The organism is Tepidicaulis sp., from assembly GCF_965222285.1.
GTDB lineage: Bacteria > Pseudomonadota > Alphaproteobacteria > Parvibaculales > Parvibaculaceae > Tepidicaulis.
This window is the reverse complement of record NZ_OZ244942.1, coordinates 1,259,839-1,280,191: the sequence shown is the minus strand read 5'-3', so window position 1 is coordinate 1,280,191 and position 20,353 is coordinate 1,259,839. Positions and strand designations below refer to the sequence as shown.

25 protein-coding genes are annotated in these 20,353 nt (G+C 59.6%); 4 read left to right on the top strand and 21 right to left on the bottom strand.

Features of this window, described 5'->3' with window-relative positions:
* The first annotated feature begins 21 nt into the window (after nt 1-21).
* Both ACOQOT_RS06035 and ACOQOT_RS06030 read left to right on the top strand, forming a co-directional pair.
* Entirely contained in the window at nt 22-507 is a 486-nt protein-coding gene (locus ACOQOT_RS06035) for a GyrI-like domain-containing protein (RefSeq protein WP_420561448.1), read from the top strand.
* 18 nt (nt 508-525) lie between these two features.
* Entirely contained in the window at nt 526-1,152 is a 627-nt protein-coding gene (locus tag ACOQOT_RS06030; RefSeq protein ID WP_420561447.1) for a hypothetical protein, read from the top strand.
* On the opposite strand, the gene der is transcribed toward ACOQOT_RS06030, so the two are convergent.
* From der to ACOQOT_RS05955, 15 genes are all read right to left on the bottom strand, one after another.
* On the bottom strand, nt 1,149-2,564 hold the full coding sequence (gene der / locus ACOQOT_RS06025; protein ID WP_420561446.1) for a ribosome biogenesis GTPase Der: 1,416 nt from the start codon (nt 2,562-2,564) through the stop codon (nt 1,149-1,151). The two genes, ACOQOT_RS06030 and der, sit on opposite strands and share 4 nt — an antisense overlap.
* A 75-nt stretch (nt 2,565-2,639) precedes the next feature.
* Nucleotides 2,640-3,977: a PQQ-binding-like beta-propeller repeat protein gene (locus tag ACOQOT_RS06020; protein WP_420561445.1), complete on the bottom strand. Its 1,338-nt coding sequence runs from the start codon at nt 3,975-3,977 to the stop codon at nt 2,640-2,642.
* An 88-nt stretch (nt 3,978-4,065) separates the two neighbouring features.
* Nucleotides 4,066-4,845: a tetratricopeptide repeat protein gene (locus ACOQOT_RS06015; RefSeq protein ID WP_420561444.1), complete on the bottom strand. Its 780-nt coding sequence runs from the start codon at nt 4,843-4,845 to the stop codon at nt 4,066-4,068.
* Nucleotides 4,846-4,971: 126 nt separating this feature from the next.
* Nucleotides 4,972-5,805 carry a 3-methyl-2-oxobutanoate hydroxymethyltransferase gene (panB, locus tag ACOQOT_RS06010; RefSeq protein WP_420561443.1) on the bottom strand — a complete coding sequence of 278 codons (834 nt, stop codon included), beginning with the start codon at nt 5,803-5,805 and terminating at the stop codon, nt 4,972-4,974.
* Between the two features lie 303 nt (nt 5,806-6,108).
* Nucleotides 6,109-6,948: a hypothetical protein gene (locus ACOQOT_RS06005; RefSeq protein WP_420561442.1), complete on the bottom strand. Its 840-nt coding sequence runs from the start codon at nt 6,946-6,948 to the stop codon at nt 6,109-6,111.
* A gap of 52 nt (nt 6,949-7,000) precedes the next feature.
* Nucleotides 7,001-7,567 (bottom strand): tetratricopeptide repeat protein, encoded by a 567-nt coding sequence (locus ACOQOT_RS06000; protein WP_420561441.1) that lies wholly within the window; start codon nt 7,565-7,567, stop codon nt 7,001-7,003.
* Between the two features lie 143 nt (nt 7,568-7,710).
* Nucleotides 7,711-8,997, bottom strand: coding sequence for a hypothetical protein (locus ACOQOT_RS05995; RefSeq protein ID WP_420561440.1), 1,287 nt, complete (start codon nt 8,995-8,997; stop codon nt 7,711-7,713).
* Nucleotides 8,998-9,147: 150 nt separating this feature from the next.
* Entirely contained in the window at nt 9,148-9,600 is a 453-nt protein-coding gene (locus tag ACOQOT_RS05990; RefSeq protein ID WP_420561439.1) for a hypothetical protein, read from the bottom strand.
* Nucleotides 9,601-9,651: 51 nt separating this feature from the next.
* The gene (locus tag ACOQOT_RS05985; protein WP_420561438.1) at nt 9,652-10,326 is read right to left on the bottom strand and encodes a YceI family protein; all 675 of its coding nucleotides are present in this window, start codon (nt 10,324-10,326) and stop codon (nt 9,652-9,654) included.
* A 14-nt stretch (nt 10,327-10,340) separates the two neighbouring features.
* Nucleotides 10,341-10,835, bottom strand: a complete 495-nt coding sequence (locus tag ACOQOT_RS05980) for a VOC family protein (protein ID WP_420561437.1) — start codon at nt 10,833-10,835, stop codon at nt 10,341-10,343.
* A 36-nt stretch (nt 10,836-10,871) separates the two neighbouring features.
* Nucleotides 10,872-11,291 carry a VOC family protein gene (locus ACOQOT_RS05975; RefSeq protein WP_420561436.1) on the bottom strand — a complete coding sequence of 140 codons (420 nt, stop codon included), beginning with the start codon at nt 11,289-11,291 and terminating at the stop codon, nt 10,872-10,874.
* A 37-nt stretch (nt 11,292-11,328) separates the two neighbouring features.
* Entirely contained in the window at nt 11,329-11,880 is a 552-nt protein-coding gene (locus ACOQOT_RS05970; protein ID WP_420561435.1) for an SRPBCC family protein, read from the bottom strand.
* Nucleotides 11,880-12,212: an ArsR/SmtB family transcription factor gene (locus tag ACOQOT_RS05965; protein WP_420561434.1), complete on the bottom strand. Its 333-nt coding sequence runs from the start codon at nt 12,210-12,212 to the stop codon at nt 11,880-11,882. Before ACOQOT_RS05965 ends, ACOQOT_RS05970 begins: the two co-directional genes overlap by 1 nt.
* A 76-nt stretch (nt 12,213-12,288) precedes the next feature.
* Nucleotides 12,289-12,666: a nuclear transport factor 2 family protein gene (locus ACOQOT_RS05960; RefSeq protein WP_420561433.1), complete on the bottom strand. Its 378-nt coding sequence runs from the start codon at nt 12,664-12,666 to the stop codon at nt 12,289-12,291.
* Nucleotides 12,667-12,695: 29 nt separating this feature from the next.
* Nucleotides 12,696-13,352 (bottom strand): glutathione S-transferase family protein, encoded by a 657-nt coding sequence (locus ACOQOT_RS05955; RefSeq protein ID WP_420561432.1) that lies wholly within the window; start codon nt 13,350-13,352, stop codon nt 12,696-12,698.
* Nucleotides 13,353-13,468: 116 nt separating this feature from the next.
* Between ACOQOT_RS05955 and ACOQOT_RS05950 the strand changes: the two genes are divergently transcribed.
* Nucleotides 13,469-13,963, top strand: a complete 495-nt coding sequence (locus tag ACOQOT_RS05950) for a winged helix-turn-helix transcriptional regulator (RefSeq protein WP_420561431.1) — start codon at nt 13,469-13,471, stop codon at nt 13,961-13,963.
* 40 nt (nt 13,964-14,003) lie between these two features.
* Nucleotides 14,004-14,480 (top strand): GNAT family N-acetyltransferase, encoded by a 477-nt coding sequence (locus ACOQOT_RS05945; protein ID WP_420561430.1) that lies wholly within the window; start codon nt 14,004-14,006, stop codon nt 14,478-14,480.
* A gap of 67 nt (nt 14,481-14,547) precedes the next feature.
* Here the strand turns inward: ACOQOT_RS05945 and ACOQOT_RS05940 are convergent, their stop codons facing one another.
* The 6 genes from ACOQOT_RS05940 to ACOQOT_RS05915 all read right to left on the bottom strand — a co-directional run bounded on the left by ACOQOT_RS05940 (nt 14,548) and on the right by ACOQOT_RS05915 (nt 20,353).
* Nucleotides 14,548-15,591: a radical SAM/SPASM domain-containing protein gene (locus ACOQOT_RS05940; RefSeq protein ID WP_420561429.1), complete on the bottom strand. Its 1,044-nt coding sequence runs from the start codon at nt 15,589-15,591 to the stop codon at nt 14,548-14,550.
* Between the two features lie 340 nt (nt 15,592-15,931).
* Nucleotides 15,932-16,615 (bottom strand): NapC/NirT family cytochrome c, encoded by a 684-nt coding sequence (locus tag ACOQOT_RS05935; RefSeq protein ID WP_420561428.1) that lies wholly within the window; start codon nt 16,613-16,615, stop codon nt 15,932-15,934.
* A gap of 1 nt (nt 16,616) precedes the next feature.
* Nucleotides 16,617-17,072 carry a nitrate reductase cytochrome c-type subunit gene (locus tag ACOQOT_RS05930; RefSeq protein ID WP_420561427.1) on the bottom strand — a complete coding sequence of 152 codons (456 nt, stop codon included), beginning with the start codon at nt 17,070-17,072 and terminating at the stop codon, nt 16,617-16,619.
* On the bottom strand, nt 17,069-19,579 hold the full coding sequence (gene napA, locus ACOQOT_RS05925; RefSeq protein ID WP_420561426.1) for a periplasmic nitrate reductase subunit alpha: 2,511 nt from the start codon (nt 19,577-19,579) through the stop codon (nt 17,069-17,071). The genes ACOQOT_RS05930 and napA overlap by 4 nt, the downstream gene beginning before the upstream one ends.
* Nucleotides 19,576-19,848 carry a chaperone NapD gene (locus ACOQOT_RS05920; protein ID WP_420561425.1) on the bottom strand — a complete coding sequence of 91 codons (273 nt, stop codon included), beginning with the start codon at nt 19,846-19,848 and terminating at the stop codon, nt 19,576-19,578. Before ACOQOT_RS05920 ends, napA begins: the two co-directional genes overlap by 4 nt.
* Nucleotides 19,841-20,353 (bottom strand): ferredoxin-type protein NapF, encoded by a 513-nt coding sequence (locus tag ACOQOT_RS05915; RefSeq protein ID WP_420561424.1) that lies wholly within the window; start codon nt 20,351-20,353, stop codon nt 19,841-19,843. Before ACOQOT_RS05915 ends, ACOQOT_RS05920 begins: the two co-directional genes overlap by 8 nt.

Sequence of the window (20,353 nt, the reverse complement as noted above, 5' to 3'; positions counted from 1 at the left end):
CAATTCGAGGAGTAGAAAGAAATGGCAGAAGTAAACCGTGCGTCTATTCCCGCGCCGCGCATTGAAGAAAGGGCGGCAAGCCGCATTGCCGGTATCGACCGGCACTATCGGGGCGGCGATATGAGCGGCATCCCGGCCCAATGGGGCGAACTTGGCGCCCATGGCGATGTGCCCGGCAAAAAGGGCGCTGCGCACTATGGCATTTGCTGCGGCTTGAAGGGTGAAGGCATGCATTATCTGTGCGGTGTCGAGATCGCTACCGGAAGCAGACTCCCCTTTCCCGGCTGGGAGGAGGTCACCCTTCCTGGGGGGAAATACGCCGTCTTCGAGCATCAAGGCAGCGCCGCCGATCTCCACCAGACAATCCATGCCATCTGGGAAAACTGGCTGCTGCATTCCGGCCTGACCTTTGCCGGGGAGCATGGGCTTTTCTTTGAAAAATACGGACCCGATTTCGATGCCGCCACGGGGACAGGCCGTATCGAAATATGGATACCGGTCATCTGAAGGATCAACACCTACACCATGCCGGACCTTGCACCATGGCTCGCTCTTGCCGGGCTTGGGCTTTATCACGGGCTCAACCCGGCCATGGGCTGGCTTTTTGCGGGGAGTATCGGCGAGCGGCAGAAAAGCCTTGAGGCCGCGCTCTTTGCGCTCATTCCCATTGCGATCGGTCATGCGCTCTCCATCGCGCTTGTCGCCATGCTCGCCGTCACGGCGGGCTTTTTTCTCGATGAAAATCTGCTGCGGAAACTTGCGGGCGGATTGCTGCTTTGCTGGGGGCTTTACTGCTTTTTTTCGGGCACGCGCCATCTTATGCCTGCCTCGCTCGGCGCAGGCTTTGCCGGGCTGGGGCTCTGGTCTTTTTTCATGGCATCGGCCCATGGAGCAGGTTTGATGCTGGTGCCCGCGCTGATGCCGCTTTGTCTGTCAAACAGTGCCGCAGCGGAGCTTGGCGCGGCAGGCTCGCTTGCCGTTGCAGGGGGCGCGGTGCTCGTGCATATGACGGCGATGCTTAGCGTGACGGGCCTGCTCGCCGCTGCCTATTGCAAGGGCATGGCGGAATTTCCGGAAAGCCGCCGCCGCTTGGTCGATCTTCTTTGGACCGGGGTACTGGGCTGCGCTGGGCTCTGGTTGATGTGGAGCTAGCGCTTTCTGGCGCGGCTTGCGTAAGGGTTCTTTGTTTTGCGCATAAAGATGCGGATCGGCACGCCGGGCAGGCCGAAGGTTTCGCGCATGCTGTTGATGAGATAGCGCTTATAGGAAGGCGGCACTTCTTCGGCTCGGCTGGAGAAAATCGCGAAGGTCGGCGGGCGCGATTTGACCTGGGTAATATATTTCAGCGAAACGCGCCGCCCGCTCGCCGCCGGCGGCGGATGGCGGCCCACCGCCCCTTCCAGCCAGCGGTTAAGCTTGCCGGTGGAAACGCGGCTGTTCCAGACCGTGTGCACTTCTTCGATCCGCGGCATCAGCTTGTCGGTGCCTTTGCCCGCCAGCGCCGAGAACGTGATGATCGGCACACCGCGGATCTGCGGCAGAAGACGGCCGAGCTTTTCCGTCAGATCCGCCATGACCGCCTGCCCGTCCTCGATCAGGTCCCACTTATTGACGGCAACGACAAGGCCGCGCCCTTCCTGCTCCACCAAATCGGCAATATGCAGGTCCTGCTTTTCGAAGGGGATAGTGGCGTCGATCATCAGCACCACGACTTCGGCAAAGCGGATGGCGCGCAATGTGTCGGCGACGGAGAGCTTTTCGAGTTTCTCCGTCACCCGCGCCCGCTTGCGCATGCCGGCGGTGTCGAAGAGCTTCACTTTGCGCCCGCGCCACTGCCATTCGACGCCGATGGCATCGCGGGTGATCCCGGCTTCCGGGCCCGTCAGCATCCGGTCTTCCCCGAGCAGCTGATTGATCAGCGTGGATTTACCGACATTGGGCCGGCCCACCACGGCAATGCGCAGCGGGGCTTCAAGGTCTGGCTCGAAAGGGGTTTCCGGGTCGAAGCCTTCTTCGTCGTCAAGCTCGGCTTCCTCGGTAATGGTGTCGGCGATTTCCCCTTCCTGCACGGCTTGTACAAGCGGCTGCAGAATATCGTAAAGCTCGCCCAGCCCCTGCCCGTGCTCGGCGGAAAGAGCGATGGGCTCGCCAAGGCCAAGCTCATAGGCTTCTACCAGCCCGTCATGGGCGGCATTGCCTTCGCATTTATTGGCGGCCAGCACGACCGGCGCATCGGAACGGCGCAGAAGCTGCGCGAAATGCCGGTCGAGCGGCGTGACCCCGGCGCGCGCATCGATGAGCAGCAGGCAAAGATCGGCCTCGGCAATGGCAAGGTCGGTTTGCTGGCGCATGCGCGCTTCCAGCGCATCGCCCTTGGCTTCTTCCAGCCCGGCGGTGTCGACCACGGTGAATTCCAGATCGCCGAGCTTGCCTTCCCCCTCGCGCCGGTCGCGGGTAACGCCCGGCGTGTCGTCCACAAGCGCGAGCTTGCGCCCGACCAGACGGTTGAACAGGGTCGATTTGCCCACATTGGGGCGCCCGACAATAGCAAGCTTGAACGACAAGGGGTGAACCTTCTCTCTAAAACAAGTCCCGGAAATCAAATCCCGGCCAAAGGGGCGCCGGACGGCCCGCCGCCTTTAACGGAAGGCGGCGAGGTCACCGTCATCGGTCAGCACGTAAAGCGTGCCCTTGGCCACGATGGGCGCAATATAGACCGGTTCGTCGATTTCGAACGAGCCCAGTTTTTCCCCGTCATAAGGCGAAACCGACATGAGGAGCCCGCGCGAGGAACCCAGCACCAGCCGGTCCCCCGCCAGAATGGGCCCGCTCCACTGGATGGGATCGCGCCGGGCTTCTTCGTTGCGGAAGCGGGCAAGCTGCGAAATCCAGCGCACGCGCCCGTCACGGCGCGAGAGGCACAGCAGCTCGGCTTCCGTCGTGACGAGATAGATGAAATCGCCCGCGACCCACGGTGTCTGCACGCCGGAAATGTTGCGTGTCCAGACGCGCTCGCCGGTGCGGATGTCGATGGCGACCATGCGCCCGGAATGGGAGACGGCATAGACACGGCCCCGGTCGATCACCGGACGCCCGGCAATATCGTTGAGTTCCGTCAGCGAGCTGAGCGAACCCGTACGCGTCAGCGAGTCGCTCCAGAGCACGTTGCCGTTTTCCACGCGCAGCGCGAAAAGCTCGCCGGAGGAATAAGGCACGATGACAATGGAGCCGGACACTGCCGCGCTGGTTGCCGCCAGAATGCCAGCAGCCTCGGTAATGCCCTGATGGCGCCACAGCACCTCACCATTCGCCGCCGCCAGCACCACGGTCTGGTTGTCGGAGGTGATGGTGAAGACGCGCCCGCCATTTACCGTCGGCGCCGCGCGGTAGGGCACGCCCACCCCCTGGCGCCAAAGCTCCGCGCCGGTGGCGGCATCAAGCGCCACGACCTGGCCGAAACCGGTGGTGGCGAAGACCTTGCCGTCTTCAAAAGCGACGCCGCCGCCGCGGCCTTCTTCATCGCTTTCATTGTCCGGGGTCAAGTCGGTGCGCCAGAGCTGCTCGCCGCTCTGCGCATCGAAGGCGCGCAGATCCGCATCCGCATCGAGAATATAGGCCCGGCCACCCGCGACGATGGGCGCGCTTGCAAGGCGGGCGGACCCGCCGGAGCCTTCACCTGCATCCCGCTTCCAGGCCATATTGAGCGGGCCCGCTTCCAGGTGATGCAGCACATTGTCGGCAAAGCCGCCGGGTTGCGCCCAGTTTTCGTTTTCATAAGGCTTGGGCAACACGACGCGCAGATCGGCGATACGCGGGTCGGCTTCCAGCGACTGCTCGAGCGTCATGATCGAAATACGCTCGCCCGGCAGTTTTTCCTCATTGCCGCCAGCGGAGAACAGGTCTCCTACCGTTTCACACCCGGCCAGGCCGAAACCCAGCATAGCGACCGTCACCCAGGCACCCCATCGAGACGTCATTCGCGGCTTCCCATTCTTCTCGCCAATTTCCGTTATCGCCATTCCTGGCGCTGCGCATATTTGAAGCTCGTCGCTCATGCGCGGATGATTACTCGCTCTCGCCGGCAGCAGGTTCCGGCGCAGCTTCCTCGGCTGGTGCCGCTTCGCCAGATGCTTCTTCCGCAGGCGCTTCATCGGCAACGGGCTCGTCAGCAGGCGGGCTGCTTTCCAGCGCTTCGGCGGCAATTTTCGGGCTGATCAGCGCGATCATGACATGCGCGCGGTCGCGCAGCCCCGGCGTTGCCGTATTGTCCCGCGTAATTTCCTGAAAGAGCGAGCGGGCCTCGGCATATTCACCCGCCTTATAAGCGCTGAGGCCCAGAAGTTCCCGCGCCAGATTGCGCCAGGGCTTGCCTTCCCCCGTTAGCCCCACGAGGCGCAGACGGATATCGTCATGGCTGGCATTGCCGATCAAAAGGCTCGCCGCTTTGATCTGGGCAAGCTCCTGAATGATCTCACCGGCTGCGCTATTGGAGGCAAGCTGCTCATAGACGGAAATCGCCCCCTGGCGGTCGCCTTCTTCGGCCAGCGCCGCCGCGCGGCGGAGCTGCGCAAGAGCGGCATAGCCAGCCGGGCTTTCCTCGGCCAGTGCCGCCAGTTTCTCGGCAGCCGCCTCCGGGGTTTCCTCGGCCTCGGCCAGCGCCGCTTCATAGGCCAATGACGCCTCTTCAGCCTCGGACAGGCTATAGGCGCGCCAGCCCACCACCGCAGCGGTGAGAAGCACGATGCCCAGAGCCAGACCGACGACATAAATGCCGTATTTGTCCCAAATCTTGCGCAGCTCTTCGCGGCGCAGATCTTCTTCTACTTCACGGAAAATATCGCTCAACGGGTGTCTCCGGCACAGGCCATTCGTCGGCGCGGCGGGCGCCGCGCATTTGTGCCGTAAGGTACAGAGCTTTCAAGGCGTTGGCAAACTTCGCGGAGGCGATTTTTCCCTTAAAACCGGGAAAAATCAGACCTCGCCATCCACCTTCTTCATCTTATAGGTATGCTCGGGAGCCGGAAAGGCCCTGCTGCGCACTTCCTCGGCATAAGCCTCGGCGGCGCCGGCAATGGCCGCGCCCATGGTCGCATATTCCTTGACGAATTTCGGCGGGCGGGGCGAGAGGCCCAGCATGTCCTCAAGCACCAGGATTTGCCCGTCACAGGCAGAAGAAGCGCCGATGCCCACGGTCGGAATATCGATCAGCTCGGTCAGGCGCGCGGCGAGCGGCTCTGCCACCCCTTCCACGACCACGGCAAAGGCACCGGCTTCGGCAATGGCTTTCGCATCTTCCTCGATGGCGCCCCATTCGTCCTTGGTGCGCCCTTGCGTCTTGAAGCCGCCCATGACCTGCGTCGATTGCGGGGTGAGGCCGATATGCGCCATGACGGGAATGCCACGGTCCACGAGATAGCGGATCGTCTCGGCGGTGCGCGCGCCGCCTTCCACCTTCACGGCGGTGCAGCCGGTTTCCTTGATCACGCGGACCGCGTTGCGGAAAGCGACCTGCGGCGATTCTTCATAGGTGCCGAAGGGCATATCGACGACGACAAGCGCGCGCTCCGTACCGCGCACCACAGCGGTGCCATGGGCGATCATCATGTCGAGCGTGACGCCAAGGGTGGTTTCCATGCCGTACATCACCATGCCCAGGCTGTCGCCCACGAGAATGAGATCGACATAAGGGTCGATATAGCGGGCGGTATGGGCGTGATAAGCGGTGAGCGAGACGATCGGCTGACCGTTCTTGCGGGCACGGATTTCCGGAACGGTGATGCGTTTAACCTTGGCGTGGACGGACATGACACTCACTCCTTCTCGGGCCGGCCCTGATAAGGTACCTGCCATTTCGAAAGCTGCTCCGGTTGCCGTTACCCCAACAGATAGGCGCCGAAAACACCCCTGCAAGGCAAGGCACGGCTCACAAAGCATAGCCGTTAAAATTGCGCTGCGATTTCGGATGATCGTGCGGCGCGCCCGGTGACACACCCTGTCTCTATCTCGTCTGGTGGGCGGAGCCTAGCCCGCCGGGCCGGCAAATGCAAATACGCTAAAAATGGCTATTTTACGCCAGTTTTGCGCATATTTCCGGGACCGCCCCGCCCCTTAGCGGTCGTAGATGTCGCCCGCGCCGCTCATGCCCGCCCCTTCGTTCATGCCCGACAGATCGCGGTAGGCGATGGAGAGAATGGCGACGGAGGTGATCTGGAAGACGGTCATCCCCAGCGCCTGCAAACCGATCGCCACGACGATACCGCCCGGGATGAACGAGACGAGCGCGCCGACAACGTTCAGCGCAATGGCGATGACCATGATGAAAAGCATGTTCAGAATGATCATGCCGAGCAGCCGCCAGAAATTGCCCTTCGTAATATCCAATATGGCGCGGGCATTGAGCGGCTCGCCGATCGCCACCGCCGGCAAAAGCAGCGTGAGACGTACCGAGTAATAAACGGCGGCAATGGCCAAAACCAGAGCGAGAATGGCAAGGCCGAAAGAAAGCGCGGTATCGCCGCTCACCGGATCGGCAAGTGCCCCGCTGACCATGGCGACGAGGAACGCGGGCAGCGCCAGCAATACGAGAAAGATCGAGGCGAGCAGGAAAACCGCTTCCCGCCGGCCGAAATGGAAATTGACGGCGCCCGAACCCCGGTCGCCCAAAAGCACGAAACGGTGCCAGGCCACCGCGATCATCGGCCAAGTGAAAAGCCCGACCAGCATGAGGAGAACGATCGGCAGAGAAAAAGCCTCCGTGACGTTGATCAAGGAGCCTTGTTCCTGCTGCTGCAATTCCTCAAGACGGCGCTGCAGAAACTCCTGCTGGGCGATATTGGCGACGATATAGATCACGACGGGAAGCCAGACGAGTTTCACCAGATCGAGGAAATGCGAATAGGCGCCGCGATAGGCCTCCATGACGGTGCCGACAACATCCAATTTCCGCATCTACTGATCCTTCGTCGTTGCTTTCGATTGGCCGCTCTTAAGATAGGCCGCTCTATTGCTGGGCGCCCGCGTCCCAGGCCTTGTCTTTATATTCGCTGCTTTCCGGATTGAGCTCATAGGCTTTCAGGAAGTCGGCGCGCGCTTCGGCCTCTTTGCCCTGGGCTTCATAGATCGAGCCGCGCACATAATAAGAGGCGGCGCGCTCCGGCTGAAGCTCCAGCGCCCGGTTGATGTCGGCCAGCGCTTCGGTGAGCTTGCCCGATTCGCGGTAGGCATTCGCCCGGTTCGCCAGAACCAGCGCATCGTCCGGGGCGATACCCAGCGCGGCAGTATAATCGACAATCGCCATTTGCAGGTTGCCGGTCTTCTTATGCGCCACACCGCGGTTGAGAAGCGCCGTTACCTTGTCCGCCGGCGCCAGATCGCCGGACTGGATCGCCCGGCTGCAATAATAGATGGCGAGGCGCTCATCGCCCCCCGGCTTGAACTGCTCGAAACAGGCCAGATTGTCGGCATTGCCATCGGCCAGCGCCGGCGTGCCCGCCCCTGTCATTGCGCCTGTCATCGCCATACCGGCTAAAATGAGTGTTGCCGCCCGAAGCCCCGAAATACGCCGCATCTTGAATTCCTTCTCATCGCTTGCGCACGCCAAGCAGGGACAGAGTACCTATTTCGCGAATGAGAGGAAATAGATCATCTGCCCCCAAAACGAAAAGGCCGGACGCTTGCGCCCGGCCTTTGCTGCTGTCCGCCGTTTCCGTTTTAGAAATAGACGTGGATACCGGCAATGAACGTATCGGTCTTCACCGACTGGTCGGAGGTAACCTGGATGTTCACAAGCGGCGCGAAGCCGTGATTGCGGACATATTCCAGACCGATCGAGAAGTTCTCGTCGATATGGGTTTCAAGCCCGAGCGCCATCTGTTCCATGAATTCGAATTCCGAGCCGTTCGGACCGAAATCACCGCGGCTATACACAGCTGAATATTCGGTCGGATAGGAAAGGATGGAATCCTTGTAACGGCCCTGCACGGTGAGCGCTTCCACCTTCTCGCCCGTGGCCGGCCAATCCTCGAGCGTGGTCGTGTATTCGGCCATTACATCGAAGGGGCCCCAGCCGAGGGTCAGGTTGGCGTCCACCGCCGCGTTATCCGTGCGCGGCTGGCCGGCGACCATGCCGCCCGTGTGGTGCGGGGTGACGGTGTTGTAAATCGTACGGTGCAGATAGCCGAGGCCGCCTTTCAGCCGCACGCCATTGCCGAGGTCCACGACCTTCGTGGCATTGAGTGCATAATTGCCGAAAAAGTCGCTGCCTTCGGTATCGGCGGTGCGCTGGTGGCGCCCTTCCGGAATGATCGTGCCGACCACATGCCAGCCATCATAAACCGCGCCGACGCCGAGGACCGGATCTTTCGACAAAGCCCAGAAGAAGTGCGTGTTCATGTTGTGCGTGAAAGGGTTGTAGGTCGACATATCGCCGAAATCGATCGTGTTACGGCCGAAATAGGCATAGAGCGGAAAGCGGTCGAGATTGCCGACAACGCCGAAGGCTTTGCGAAGCTGAATGTCTTCCTCGCCCGGATAGCGGGTGTCGATATATTCAAGCTGCGCATAACCGGTCAGCCAGTCCCCCGCCGACACCGCCGCGCCCCAAGCGGCATCGTTCACGATCCACTGCGTGTCCGAGTTGCCGGTATGCTGGCCCGGCAGGCGGGAGAGGATCGGGAATTTGCCGTCCGTATTCGTGCGCTCATAAACGACCGTCCCGGTGAAGCCCGCGCCGAACTTGATGCCGACATTGGGCAGCGCCCCGGCCTGGCGGGCACGTAGCAGCTCAAGCGGCTTGCCTTGCACATATTCCTGGAAGTCGGTCATGCGCTCGAAAATTTCGAGCCGCGTTTTGGCGGCCCCATCGTCGAGCATCGCTTCATCGGCATTCGCCGGAAGCGCAGGGCCGCGCAGGCCCAGTTCATCCGCCCCTGCCGTGCCACCGGCAAAGGCAACCATGCCCAGCCCGAAGGCCAGGACTTTCATTATTTTTCTTGTCATGATTCTTCATCCCCAAAAAATCGTGAGGATGTGTAACCCGGGTAAGGTTAAAGTCGATTAAACGAATGACTGTATTCTGGGCAAAAATACTGCCATTTGCAGAGGTTATACGCCGCCTCAAACATAAGTATAAAGCAGCGGCACACCGGATTACTCTTCGGCGTAATTCAAGTGAAAGATCACGCCGTCAAAGCCGATGAAGGCTTCCATCGCATTTTCACTGGTGAGCATCGTCAGACGGTCGCCGTTCTTCTCGCAGGCAATGTCATGCTCGAGAAACTGCCCGCCGGAAAGCCCGGCTTCGGCGTAAGGGATGTTATCCGGGTCTTGCATGAACCCGGCCACATCGCGGACTTTGTAAGAAAGACTGAGACCTTCGAAATCGCAGTTGAAAAACGGCCCCTCGGCAAAACCTTTCTCGAAATATTGTGTGCGGCCAAGATAGGCATCCGCGCCTTCCGCATCCATGGCCGAGATCGGGCGAAACGCATAGCTGTCCACCACCCAGGTTCCGTCGAGCCTTGGGATCGGCTCCGCCGAAAGTTCTGCGCTGAAACTTGCCGCAAGCGCCAAGGCCGCCGCCGCTTTCACCCACCGTCTCATCCGCCTCTCCCCTGATTGCCGCTTTACTATGGCGCAGGGGGCAAAGCGGCGCTAGTCCGCTGTGCCGTCCCGGGGGCGGGAAAATTCGACTTCCAGAATGATGTCCACTTCATCACCCACACCGAAATCGGACCCCGGCGCGGGGATGCCATAGGCAATGCCATACTCGGAGCGTTTGAGACTTCCCGTTGCCGAAAAACCGATGCGGGAATTGTCCGGATCATATTCATGACGCTCATAGCCGCCATTATAAGTGGCATCGAGGGTCAGCTGCTTCGTCACGCCGTGCAGCGTAAAGTCACCGATGATCTTGGCGCTGTTTCCGCCCGTCGGCTCAATCTCTTTCGAGACGAAAGAGATTTCCGGAAACTGCGCCGCATCCAGCCAGTCGGGCCCGAGAAGCTGGGCATTGAAATCATGATCCATTTCCTCCACCGGAAAATCCGTTTCAAGCGAGGTGGGATCGACCTTTGCCGTTACACGCGCGGCTTCAGGATTTTCCGGATCGAAGAACAGCTCCGCATCGAATTTCGTGAAGCGCGCCGTGTACATCGAAAAGCCCAAATGACTGACCCGGAAGATGAGGCTCGCATGGGACTTATCAAGTTCATAGGTGCCGGCCGGGATCGCCGCCTGTTCTTCGGCGCTTGCCGAGCGCGCCGCGCCGGTGAACACCATGAGCGAGGCGAAGGTCACCAGTACGCATCCAACCAATATCCGTTTCATTGTCATCCTCTTGCCTAATGCCCTGCATAGGCTTGCCTGAGAGCCGCGATATCGAATTTCTTCATTTTCATGAAAGCCTGCGTGACGCGCGCCGCGCCCTCCGGATCACCGCTCAGCAATTGCGGCAACACATCCGGCACGATCTGCCAGGAAAGACCGTATCTGTCTTTCAGCCAGCCGCAAGGGCCTTCCTCCCCGCCTTCCGACAGATGCGCCCAGTAGTAATCCACTTCTTCCTGATCGGCGCAGCCAACCTGCAGCGAGATTGCCTCGGTGAAAGGAAACTGCGGGCCGCCATTCAGCGCGGTAAAATGCTGCCCGTCCAGCTCAAACTCGACGGTCATTACCGTGCCTTCTTCTTTGCCGTGGATGTCTTTTCCTTCCCCGGTGTAGCGGGCGACAGCGCCGATGCGGGAATTGGCGAAGATCGAAACGTAATGTTTCGCCGCCTCCTCCGCTTCTTTGTCGAACCAGAGACAGGGCGTGATTTTCTGTATCTTCCCGGACATGAGGGACCACCTCCTCTTTTCGGGGTATTGGAGAAATTATTCGGGCGTTTGCGTATTCACGATCCAGGGAATGCCGAACTTATCGCGCAGCATGCCGAAGGCAGGCGAGAAGAACGTCTCGCCGATCGGCATCGTCACTTCTCCGCCTTTGGAAAGCGCTTCGAAAACCTGCTTCGCCTCTTCAGGGGTTTTGCCGTTGAAACAGACCCGGAACCCCTGCGGGCGCTCATAAGTCCCTGGCTCGTCGGAAGCCATCAACTGAAAGCCGTCTTTTTCAAGGCAGATATGCGCGATCTTCTGGCTGATATCGCCTGCGCCTTCTTCGCCCGCGGGGCCGCCATCCGGCGTATCGCCGAATGTCAGGGAGAAGGTGATTTCCGCCTTTAGACAGTCTTTGTAAAAGTCGAATGCTTCGCGGCAATTGCCGTCGAAAAACAGATAGGTGTTCAGTGACATACTCATCTCCCAGTTAAATGCGTTTTTCGCGGGCGCCTTAATTCTCGGCAACGGCTTTCAGCGCGCTCAATCCCGCCTCGAAATCCGGCCCCACCATCTTCTCCATGCTCATGAAGACCGAGATGAGTTTTCCGGCATAGGTCTGCGTCCCATACATCGCCCATGTGACATGCGTTGCCTCGCCTTCCGGCGTAAGCCGGAACTCGGCTTTGTTCCGCGCTTCCATGGGCGAGAAAAATTCCAGGTCGATTTCCAGTTTCCTAGCAGGCACAGTTTCTGCAATTTCCATCCGGCCATGGCCGATGCGCCGGTCCCCTTCCCATTCATAGCTCGCGCCCTTGCCGCGCGGCGGGCCGCTATAAAGGCGTTTCATATCCGGGTCTTTCTTTTCCCAAGGAGACCAGGCTTCCCAATTTTTGAAATCGCCGATCAGCGCGAAGATTTTTTCCGGCGGCGCAGCGATGCGGATGCTCCGCTCGATGCGGAACGTGTCGGGCCGCGTCGCCGCATAGCCCGCCACCGCGCCCGCCGCCACAAGCAGCACGAGCCCGGCTGCGAGCAAGCCCGTCATCAGAGGTGATCCGGCCATCATTTCTTTTCCTTTTCCGATGCGAGCAAATAAGCCTCGAGCCGGCCAAGGCTCTCATCCCAGAACTGCCGGTAATGTTCGAGCCAGGCGGCGACGTCTTTCAAAGGGCCGGGGTCGAGCTTGCAGGGCCGGTACTGCGCCTTGCGCCCGCGCGTGATGAGCCCTGCCTTTTCCAGCACTTTGAGATGTTTGGAGACGGCGGGCTGGCTCATCTCGAAAGGCTCGGCGAGTTCGCTGACCGACGCCTCGCCCGAGGCAAGGCGGGCAAGAATGGCCCGGCGTGTGGGGTCGGCCAGCGCGCCTAAAGTGAGGCTCAATCGGTCGGTCGTCATTTTGAATAACCAATAAGTTATTTAACTTATTGGTTATATAAAGAACCGGAAAGCGCCCGTCAAGGGGCGCATGAACTCAAGAGCCGGTAAAGCCACCCGGCGCTGCCTCATGCGGCAATGACCAGCCGAAATAGACCTCAACGGCATGAATGGCGTCATCGCGCACGGTCAGCACTTCGGTATTGCGGAACCTGCGGCCCTCATGCGTTTCACCTTCATATGTGACGATCACCTCGTCCCCCGCCTCCACCGCACGGATGAAATGGAATGCGGCAATGGTTTCATGATTGGGCCAGCAGCGGGCGAAATAGGTCTCCCTGCCGATGCCGTTGTCGAGCGGGCTCATAAAGCTGAAATCCTCGGCGATCAGCCGTTCGATGGCCGCACGGTCATCGTTGGCGTAAGCCTCGAACGCCGCCTTGGCGATGGCGGCTTTGGGGAGGGCCGTGCTCATGGCGTTTCCTTTCTGTCTTGGGATCGCCCTCAGTCGCGTCCTTCCGGCGCGCCGAGCGGGAAGAGATGACGGTAAGGGCGCGCTTCATCTAGGGCGCGCGCATAGCTCGGCCGGGCAAGCAGCCGCGTGCGGTAAGCCCAGACTTCTTTGAAGGCGGGATCGATGGGATGCGTCCAATCGGCGTAAAGCAGCATGGGCGCGGCGGCGCAGTCGGCCAGGCTGAAGCTCTCTCCCGCCGCCCATTCGCGCCCCGCCATGCGCTTTTCAAGAACGGCATAAGCGGTCTCCAGATCCTGCCGCCATGCGTCGCAGGCCTCGCTATCGGCGCTGCCGCCTTTCAACACGCTCATTACGATCTGCTGCTGAGGCGTACTAATGTAATTGTCGAAGAACCGGTCCCACATGCGCACCTCCGCCGCCTTGAGCGGGTCCTGCGGAATGAGCCGCGCGGCGCCGGGATAGCGCGCTTCCAGATATTCGATAATGCCCGTTGCCTCGAAGATCAGGCGGCCCTCATCCACCGCCACGGGAAATTTCTTCACCGGCCAGAGTGCCGCGAACTCGCTTGCCACCGGCTCGCTATTGTCGAGCATCTTCACGGTGAAAGGCACGTCCTTCTCATAGAAAGCGCTTATCGCCTTCTGCGAATAGGACGAAAGGGGATGAAGATAGACGGTCAGCGTCATGAGCCTTCTCCTCGTTTCGGGGCCATGCCTGCCCCAGTCATACTGATTGCATTTCGCAAGCAGTTGCGAGACTAACAAACCGTCCTTATAATGCAAGCAGTTTTAAAGGGGCGCAGATGGAAAAACCGATCCGGTCGGGCTGTCCGATCAATTTGACATTGGAGACATTGGGAGACCGCTGGAGCCTCATTGTCATTCGCGACATCATGTTCGGGAACCGCCGCCATTACCGCGACCTGCTCAACCGCTCCGAGGAAGGCATCGCCTCCAACATTCTGGCCGACCGACTGAAGAAACTCACCGAGGCGGGGCTCCTCTCCGCCGCGCCCGACCCGTCCCACAAGCAGAAGACGATTTACAGCCTCACCGAGCCTGCCATCGAGCTCGTGCCGCTGCTGGCGCAGATGGGCGCTTGGGGGCGGCGGCACACGCCTGCTTCACGCGAACTTTCCATCCGCGCACAATTGCTTGAAGAGGGCGGCCCGCCGATGTGGAAAGCTTTCATGAAGGAGCTGCGCGCCCTACATTTAGGCGCGCGCCCTCCCCGCCGTTCCGTTACGCGTGAGCTCAACGCAGCCTATGAAGCGGAACTGGCGGCGGGCGAAGACTAGCCGCTTCCGGCAACTCCCTCTTCAAAGGATGTCCTTCCCCGTGGACGAAATCGAATTTCTCTCCCTTAGCGATATCGGCGAAGCCGACATCATTGCGCTGATGAACAATCCGCTGGTCGGCAAACAAATGCCGCTGCTGGCGGGCGGTTTTTCGGCGGAAGATTGCCGGGCCTTTCTTGCCGCAAAACAAAAGCTCTGGGACGAGCATGGCTTTGGCCCCTGGGCCTTCTGCATCAACGGTGCCTTTGCCGGCTGGGGCGGCTTGCAGCCGCAAGACGGCGATGCCGATTTTGCGCTGGTGCTGCATCCGGACTACTGGGGCTGGGGCTGGAAGATTTTCAAAAAAGTGCGGGAAAGAGCCTTCGGGCCCATGCAGCTTGCCTCGATCACGATCCTGCTGCCGCCGAGCCGGCCCAATACGAAGGCCGTGCGCCGGGGCGGCTTTGTGCAGGACGGTGAGCTCGTTGTCGGGGGCGCGCGCTTTCTGCGCTTCCGTCTCAAGAACCCGGCGCTATAACATTCAGCTATATTGCGCCCGTCTGCCAAACATCGCTTTTAATGGAGCGATGAAGATAGCTGCTTTGTCAGGTGGCTTTGGACTGCTCGCTTATTCTTTCCAGCAGCTTCTCTTGACGTTTGACAAAATCTTCATTCTTAAAATCCTTCGAGGCAACCTTCCTCAAAGGTTCGAATGGAAGTTTCTTGTTCTTCAAACATTGATGGCAGATTGTGCCGTCGAGCTTGCGCGCAATGTGCTTTTCTCTCAATTCGGTAATGTACTTATTCAGCCACGCGCTTTCTAAATTTTCTTCATTCAGATCCGCAAAGACCAAATTTAAGTCATAATCGACACAGCACGCGGTCAAATAGCCTTCTGCCGTAAGATGATATCGATTGAAAACCATCGAGCACGGAGACAAGTCCTCGTCTTCGACAACTCCTTTTTCCGTGAAGATTTTACTGAGCTCATTCTCGCTCATTGGAATTTCAAAAGACTGCCCGCCTTGCGAGGCGGCCTCTATATACGCGATATCCTCGAAGTATTTCTCGAAAATTTGAAAGTGCTTTTCCTTAGTATGGGGAAATGCAGGAATAATCACACAGCTGCACAGAAGCTGCAGGTCGACATTCTCGGCATTTTTCCAACTGTAAATTTCATCCAGATTCTTCAACACAGTTTGGAAATCATCATAACCGTGAACATACTTATAATCTTCACGATTAGCGGCATTGATCGAAAACTTTATGCTATCCAGTCCAGCGTCCACGCATTTCTTAACCGCATCAACTTTTGCCAATGCGCCGTTAGTCGTAATGTAAACTCTGCGAATACCGTTTGACTTAGCAATTCGGACATATTCGTGCAGGTTTTTAGTCATGAACGGCTCGCCGGTCGCGTACAAGCCGACTTCTTTCAAGCCAAGGCGTGATGCTTGCTCGATAAAGGTCTTGTAAATCCCCATATCAAGATTAGTAGCACGGCGCTTTTGGTTTGAGTTTTTGCAAAAAACACACGCGTGATTACACCCGTTCGTTAGTTCTACCAGGGAATTGGCTGGGAAAGCCGGCGCCGTTGTAAACTCAGTACCAAGAAGAGTTTTTCTCGCCCTTTCTTCAAAATAGCCCATGCCGTTTTCCCTATAATTTTGGGGGGATTGACATAATTGTCCGTTCGGCCATTCAGCCGCGCACGAAACCATCTCATAAATCCATTACCTAAACACTTAAATCTTCCGCAGTGCCTGGAGCCAACGTTGAAAAATCGGCTGGCTGGCAGCAGCGCGCTTTTTGATTACCCATATCGACGTTGCGGACATTTCTCGACTATTAAAACCTTTTGGTGATGCTTGAGAATTAGCCCGCCCAAAAGCCGATATATCCTGTGGCAGCGCGCACCGGGCGAAAGCACGATCACGATTCCGCTACCACCACACTGGCCCGACAAGAAGGCCGTGCTTTAACCGAACCCTACTGCGCCTCCGCCAGATGCTTGCGCATCTCGCCCGTGTCGATCATGAAGGAGTGGTGGACGCCGCGCAGGCGCTCCGGCACCGTCCAGCCGGGTTCCGTACCCGTCATGTCGGGCAGCTCGTGGGCGATGCCCTTATGGCAGTCGATGCAGGTGCGCTGGCCGGAGAGCAGATATTCGGTATGAATTTCCGCCGCCCGCGGCGACTGGCGGGAGAGGTCCATCGCCACGGCGGAGTGGCAATTGCGGCATTCCAGACTGTCATTCGCCTTCAGCCGCGCCCATTCGCGCTTGGCCATGGTGAGGCGGTGATCGAGAAATTTCTGCCGCGTGTCGATGGTGCCGAAAATCTTGCCCCAGACTTCCTTCGATGCCTGCATCTTGCGGGCGATCTTATCCGTCCAGTTATGCGGTACATGACAATCGGGGCAGCCGGCACGCACGCCCGAGCGGTTGGAGAAATGCACCGTGCGGGAAAGCTCGACAAAAACATTCTCGCGCATCTCGTGACAGGAGACGCAGAACGCTTCGGTATTGGTAATTTCAAGCGCCGTGTTGAAGGCGCCCCAGAAAATCACCCCGCCGAGAAAGCCGCCCAGCGTCAGAAAGCCGAGCCCGAGCGTTCCGGCAGGCGTCCACAGCACTTTCCAGAACCAAATAAACGGCCACAAAATCCGGTCCATCTCACTCGCTCCCCGCGCCTTTGGCACCCAGTTCCGACATATCGGTAAAGGTATTGTCGATCAGCGGGGCGGTATCGGCCTGAGGCACATGGCACTGGGTACAGAAATAGCGGCGGGGCGAGACATCGGCGAGCATCTGCCCGTCCCGGGTCATGTAATGGGTGACCGAGATCATCGGCGCGCCGGAGCCCAGCGAATGTTCGCGCTTATGACAAGTCAGGCAGCGGTTCGCATTCACCGAGAGCTGATAGCCCTCGATGGAGTGGGGAATGATCGGTGGCTGTTCGGGATAGGCCCGCATGAGGCGCTTATCATCGGCCACATATTGTTCGAGCGCCTCCGCCGGCATCGAGGCCATGGGATCCTTCGCGGGGCCGGTCAATTCCGGCACATTCTGCGCCACCACGACGCTAGCGGCGAGGCAGATGGCGGTCAGGGTGAGTGCAAACAGTCTCATGTCACGGCCTCGATTCTGACGGCGCATTTCTTGAAGTCGGTCTGCTTGGAAATCGGGTCGGTCGCGTCCAGCGTCACTTTGTTGATGAGCTGGCTCGCATCGAACCACGGCACGAAGATGACGCCAGGCGGCATCCGGTTGCGCCCGCGCGTTTCGATGCGCGAGCGGATTTCCCCGCGCCGTGAGATGATGCGCACTTCCATGCCCTGATTGAGGCCGCGCTCGCGCGCATCGAGCGCATTCATGAAGACCTTGGCGCCGGGGAAGGCTTTATAAAGCTCGGGCACGCGCATGGTCATGGAGCCGGAATGCCAGTGCTCGAGCACCCGCCCCGTCACCAGCCACATGTCGTACTCGTCATCCGGGCTCTCCGCCGGCGGCTCGTAAGGTACGGCGAGGATCACGGCGCGCCCATCCGGCTTGCCGTAAAACTCGACGCCTTTGCCTTTCTTCACATAAGGGTCATAGCCTTCGCGGAAACGCCAGCGCGTTTCCTTGCCATCGACCACCGGCCAGCGCAGCCCGCGCACCTCATCGCTTTGATAGGTATCGTAAGGGGCAAGGTCGTGGCCATGGCCGCGTCCGAAGCTGGCATATTCCTCGAAAAGGCCTTTCTGGATATAGAAGCCGAAATCATGGGCTTCCTGGTTGGCGTAATCCTCCCGCACCTCGGAAAGCGGGTATTTATCGACATTGCCATTGGCGAAAACCACGTCGAAAACCGTCTTGCCTTTATACTCCGGGTTCGCATCCAGAATTTCTTTCGGCCATACCTCTTCCACCGTGAAACGTTTGGAAAATTCGGCGAGCTGCCAAAGGTCCGAGCGTGACTCGCCCGGCGCATCGACAAGCTGATGCCAGGCATGGGTGCGCCGCTCGGCGTTCCCATAAACGCCTTCCTTCTCCACCCACATGGCCGCAGGCAGCACGATATCGGCGGCCATGGCGGTTACGGTCGGATAGGCGTCCGAAACCACGATCATATTATCCGGGTTGCGGTAGCCCTGATAGGTCTCGTTGGCGGAGTTGGGAGCGGCCTGCAGATTGTTATTCACCTGCACCCAATAGAAATTGAGCACCCCGTCTTTCAGCATCCGGTCCTGCTGCACGGCATGGAAACCGGGCTTGGTGGGCAAAAGCCCATGCGGCAATTTCCAGATTTCCTCGGCATGTTTCACATGTTCAGGGTTCGTCACCACCATGTCGGCAGGCAGGCGGTGCGCGAAGGTGCCCACTTCCCGCGCCGTGCCGCAGGCCGAAGGCTGGCCCGTCAGCGAGAAGGGCGAATTGCCGGGCTCGGAAATCTTCCCCGTCAGAAGATGGATATTATAGACCATCTGATTGGCCCAGACGCCGCGCACATGCTGGTTGAAGCCCATGGTCCAGAGCGACATGACTTTTTTGTTCGGGTCCGCATAAAGCTCGGCCAGTTCTTCAAGGAAACCGGGCTCGACGCCGGAAAGCTCGCTCACATAATCGAGCGTGTAGTCGGAGACATGTTCCTTGAAGCTTTCAAAGTCTGAGTCTTCCATCAGCCCGGCATTACCCGCGCCTTTCGCGGCAAGCTGCAAGGGATGCTCATCGCGCAGCCCGTATCCGATATCGGTCTGGCCCTTTTTGAAGGTGGTGTGGTTCTTGACGAACTCTTCGTTCACCGCGCCGGACTGGATGATGTGATTGGCGATGTAATTGAGGATGGCGAGATCCGTACCCGGCTTGAAGACGATGGGAATGTCGGCGAGATCCATCGAGCGGTGCGTGAAAGTGGAAAGCACCGCGCATTTCGTGCCCGGTGTGCCAAGCCGCCGGTCCGCCAGCCGCGTCCAGAGGATCGGGTGCATTTCGGCCATGTTCGAGCCCCAGAGCACGAAGGCATCGGCATGTTCGAAATCGTCGTAAACCCCCATAGGCTCGTCGATGCCGAAGGTGCGCATGAAAGCCGCCGCCGCCGAGGCCATGCAGTGCCGGGCATTGGGGTCGAGATTGTTGGAGCGGAAACCGGCGCGCATCAGCTTGGAGGCGGCATAGCCTTCCATCACCGTCCACTGGCCGGAGCCGAACATGCCGATGCCTTCCGGCCCTTTTTCAGCGAGCACCTTTTTGACGCGCGCGGCCATGGTGTCGAACGCCTCATCCCAGGTGACAGGCTCGAACTCGCCATCCTTGTCGAAGACGCCGTTCTTCTTGCGCATGAGCGGCGTCGTCAGGCGGTCCTTGCCATACATGATCTTGGAGAGGAAATAGCCTTTGACGCAGTTAAGGCCCCGGTTGACCTCATGCTGCATGTCGCCGTGGGTGGCAACGACCTTGCCTTCCTTAACCCCGACCATGACGCCGCAGCCTGTGCCGCAAAACCGGCACGGGGCTTTCGACCATTTGATCTTCAGCGCTTCCACCCCGCCCGGCACGGGCTGGGCCATGGCTTCGAGCGGAATGCCCGCGGCGGAGGCGGCGAGCGCGGCAGCATGGGCTTTGAGAAGCTGGCGCCTGTTGAGATCGGCTGTCATATCGTTTCCTCCACCTCTTCGGCATGCTCGAACACCATGTTCGCGGCCAGAACGCCCGGCATGAGGCTGATCTCCGTCAGCCGGTCGCCCAGCGCGCCGGTGCTCGCCCCTTCGATCGTCACAATGATGCGGCTTCCATCCCGGCCGAAAATATCCACGCCTTCCAGCCCATCCACCGCGTCCAAAACGCCGTTCATCTCCCCCGGCTTAACGGAGATGACCGCGGATGAAACATGCCAGCGCTGGCCGGGCACGGGCTCGTCAGACATGGACTTCTTCCTTTTCGTCAGAAATTTCGAAGGCCTCGATGGCATCCGCCGGGCATGGACCGATGCAGGCACCGCAGCTTGTGCAGGCCTCAGCATCGAGGCGCGGCAGAAAGGGCCCGCCCATGCGCGGCTCCATCCGGATCGCGCTTTCGGGGCAGACATCGCGGCAGGTCATGCAGGCTATGCCCGCTTTGGCAAGGCAGCCTTCGCCAATGCGCACACCGTGCGCCATATCGAAAGAGCTTTGGAAAACAGGTTCGGGGCAAACCTGCGCACAGGCGCCGCAAAAGGTGCATTCGCCCGCTTGAGGGGCGAGCTCCACGCCGCTTTTGCCGATAAGAAGAATGTTTTCGGGACAGGCGTCCGCGCACTTTCCGCAGCGCGTGCAGGCGCTCACAGACTGCGCGGTAACGCCCGGCGGGCGCGCGGCGAACGGGCTCCGCTCAACATGTCCCGCGCTGCCGGTTAAGAACTGGCGCCGCGATATGCTGGCGGGGGCCGGCAT

Bases quoted from the DNA above. Each gene is read 5' to 3' on its own strand.
- ACOQOT_RS06035 (WP_420561448.1), top strand. From the start codon at position 22: ATGGCAGAAGTAAACCGTGCGTCTATTCCCGCGCCGCGCATTGAAGAA.
- ACOQOT_RS06030 (WP_420561447.1), top strand. From the start codon at position 526: ATGCCGGACCTTGCACCATGGCTCGCTCTTGCCGGGCTTGGGCTTTAT.
- ACOQOT_RS06020 (WP_420561445.1), bottom strand. From the start codon at position 3,977: ATGACGTCTCGATGGGGTGCCTGGGTGACGGTCGCTATGCTGGGTTTC.
- panB (WP_420561443.1), bottom strand. From the start codon at position 5,805: ATGTCCGTCCACGCCAAGGTTAAACGCATCACCGTTCCGGAAATCCGT.
- ACOQOT_RS06005 (WP_420561442.1), bottom strand. From the start codon at position 6,948: ATGCGGAAATTGGATGTTGTCGGCACCGTCATGGAGGCCTATCGCGGC.
- ACOQOT_RS06000 (WP_420561441.1), bottom strand. From the start codon at position 7,567: ATGCGGCGTATTTCGGGGCTTCGGGCGGCAACACTCATTTTAGCCGGT.
- ACOQOT_RS05995 (WP_420561440.1), bottom strand. From the start codon at position 8,997: ATGACAAGAAAAATAATGAAAGTCCTGGCCTTCGGGCTGGGCATGGTT.
- ACOQOT_RS05990 (WP_420561439.1), bottom strand. From the start codon at position 9,600: ATGAGACGGTGGGTGAAAGCGGCGGCGGCCTTGGCGCTTGCGGCAAGT.
- ACOQOT_RS05985 (WP_420561438.1), bottom strand. From the start codon at position 10,326: ATGAAACGGATATTGGTTGGATGCGTACTGGTGACCTTCGCCTCGCTC.
- ACOQOT_RS05980 (WP_420561437.1), bottom strand. From the start codon at position 10,835: ATGTCCGGGAAGATACAGAAAATCACGCCCTGTCTCTGGTTCGACAAA.
- ACOQOT_RS05975 (WP_420561436.1), bottom strand. From the start codon at position 11,291: ATGTCACTGAACACCTATCTGTTTTTCGACGGCAATTGCCGCGAAGCA.
- ACOQOT_RS05970 (WP_420561435.1), bottom strand. From the start codon at position 11,880: ATGGCCGGATCACCTCTGATGACGGGCTTGCTCGCAGCCGGGCTCGTG.
- ACOQOT_RS05965 (WP_420561434.1), bottom strand. From the start codon at position 12,212: ATGACGACCGACCGATTGAGCCTCACTTTAGGCGCGCTGGCCGACCCC.
- ACOQOT_RS05960 (WP_420561433.1), bottom strand. From the start codon at position 12,666: ATGAGCACGGCCCTCCCCAAAGCCGCCATCGCCAAGGCGGCGTTCGAG.
- ACOQOT_RS05955 (WP_420561432.1), bottom strand. From the start codon at position 13,352: ATGACGCTGACCGTCTATCTTCATCCCCTTTCGTCCTATTCGCAGAAG.
- ACOQOT_RS05950 (WP_420561431.1), top strand. From the start codon at position 13,469: ATGGAAAAACCGATCCGGTCGGGCTGTCCGATCAATTTGACATTGGAG.
- ACOQOT_RS05940 (WP_420561429.1), bottom strand. From the start codon at position 15,591: ATGGGCTATTTTGAAGAAAGGGCGAGAAAAACTCTTCTTGGTACTGAG.
- ACOQOT_RS05935 (WP_420561428.1), bottom strand. From the start codon at position 16,615: ATGGACCGGATTTTGTGGCCGTTTATTTGGTTCTGGAAAGTGCTGTGG.
- ACOQOT_RS05930 (WP_420561427.1), bottom strand. From the start codon at position 17,072: ATGAGACTGTTTGCACTCACCCTGACCGCCATCTGCCTCGCCGCTAGC.
- napA (WP_420561426.1), bottom strand. From the start codon at position 19,579: ATGACAGCCGATCTCAACAGGCGCCAGCTTCTCAAAGCCCATGCTGCC.
- ACOQOT_RS05920 (WP_420561425.1), bottom strand. From the start codon at position 19,848: ATGTCTGACGAGCCCGTGCCCGGCCAGCGCTGGCATGTTTCATCCGCG.
- ACOQOT_RS05915 (WP_420561424.1), bottom strand. From the start codon at position 20,353: ATGCCGGCCCCCGCCAGCATATCGCGGCGCCAGTTCTTAACCGGCAGC.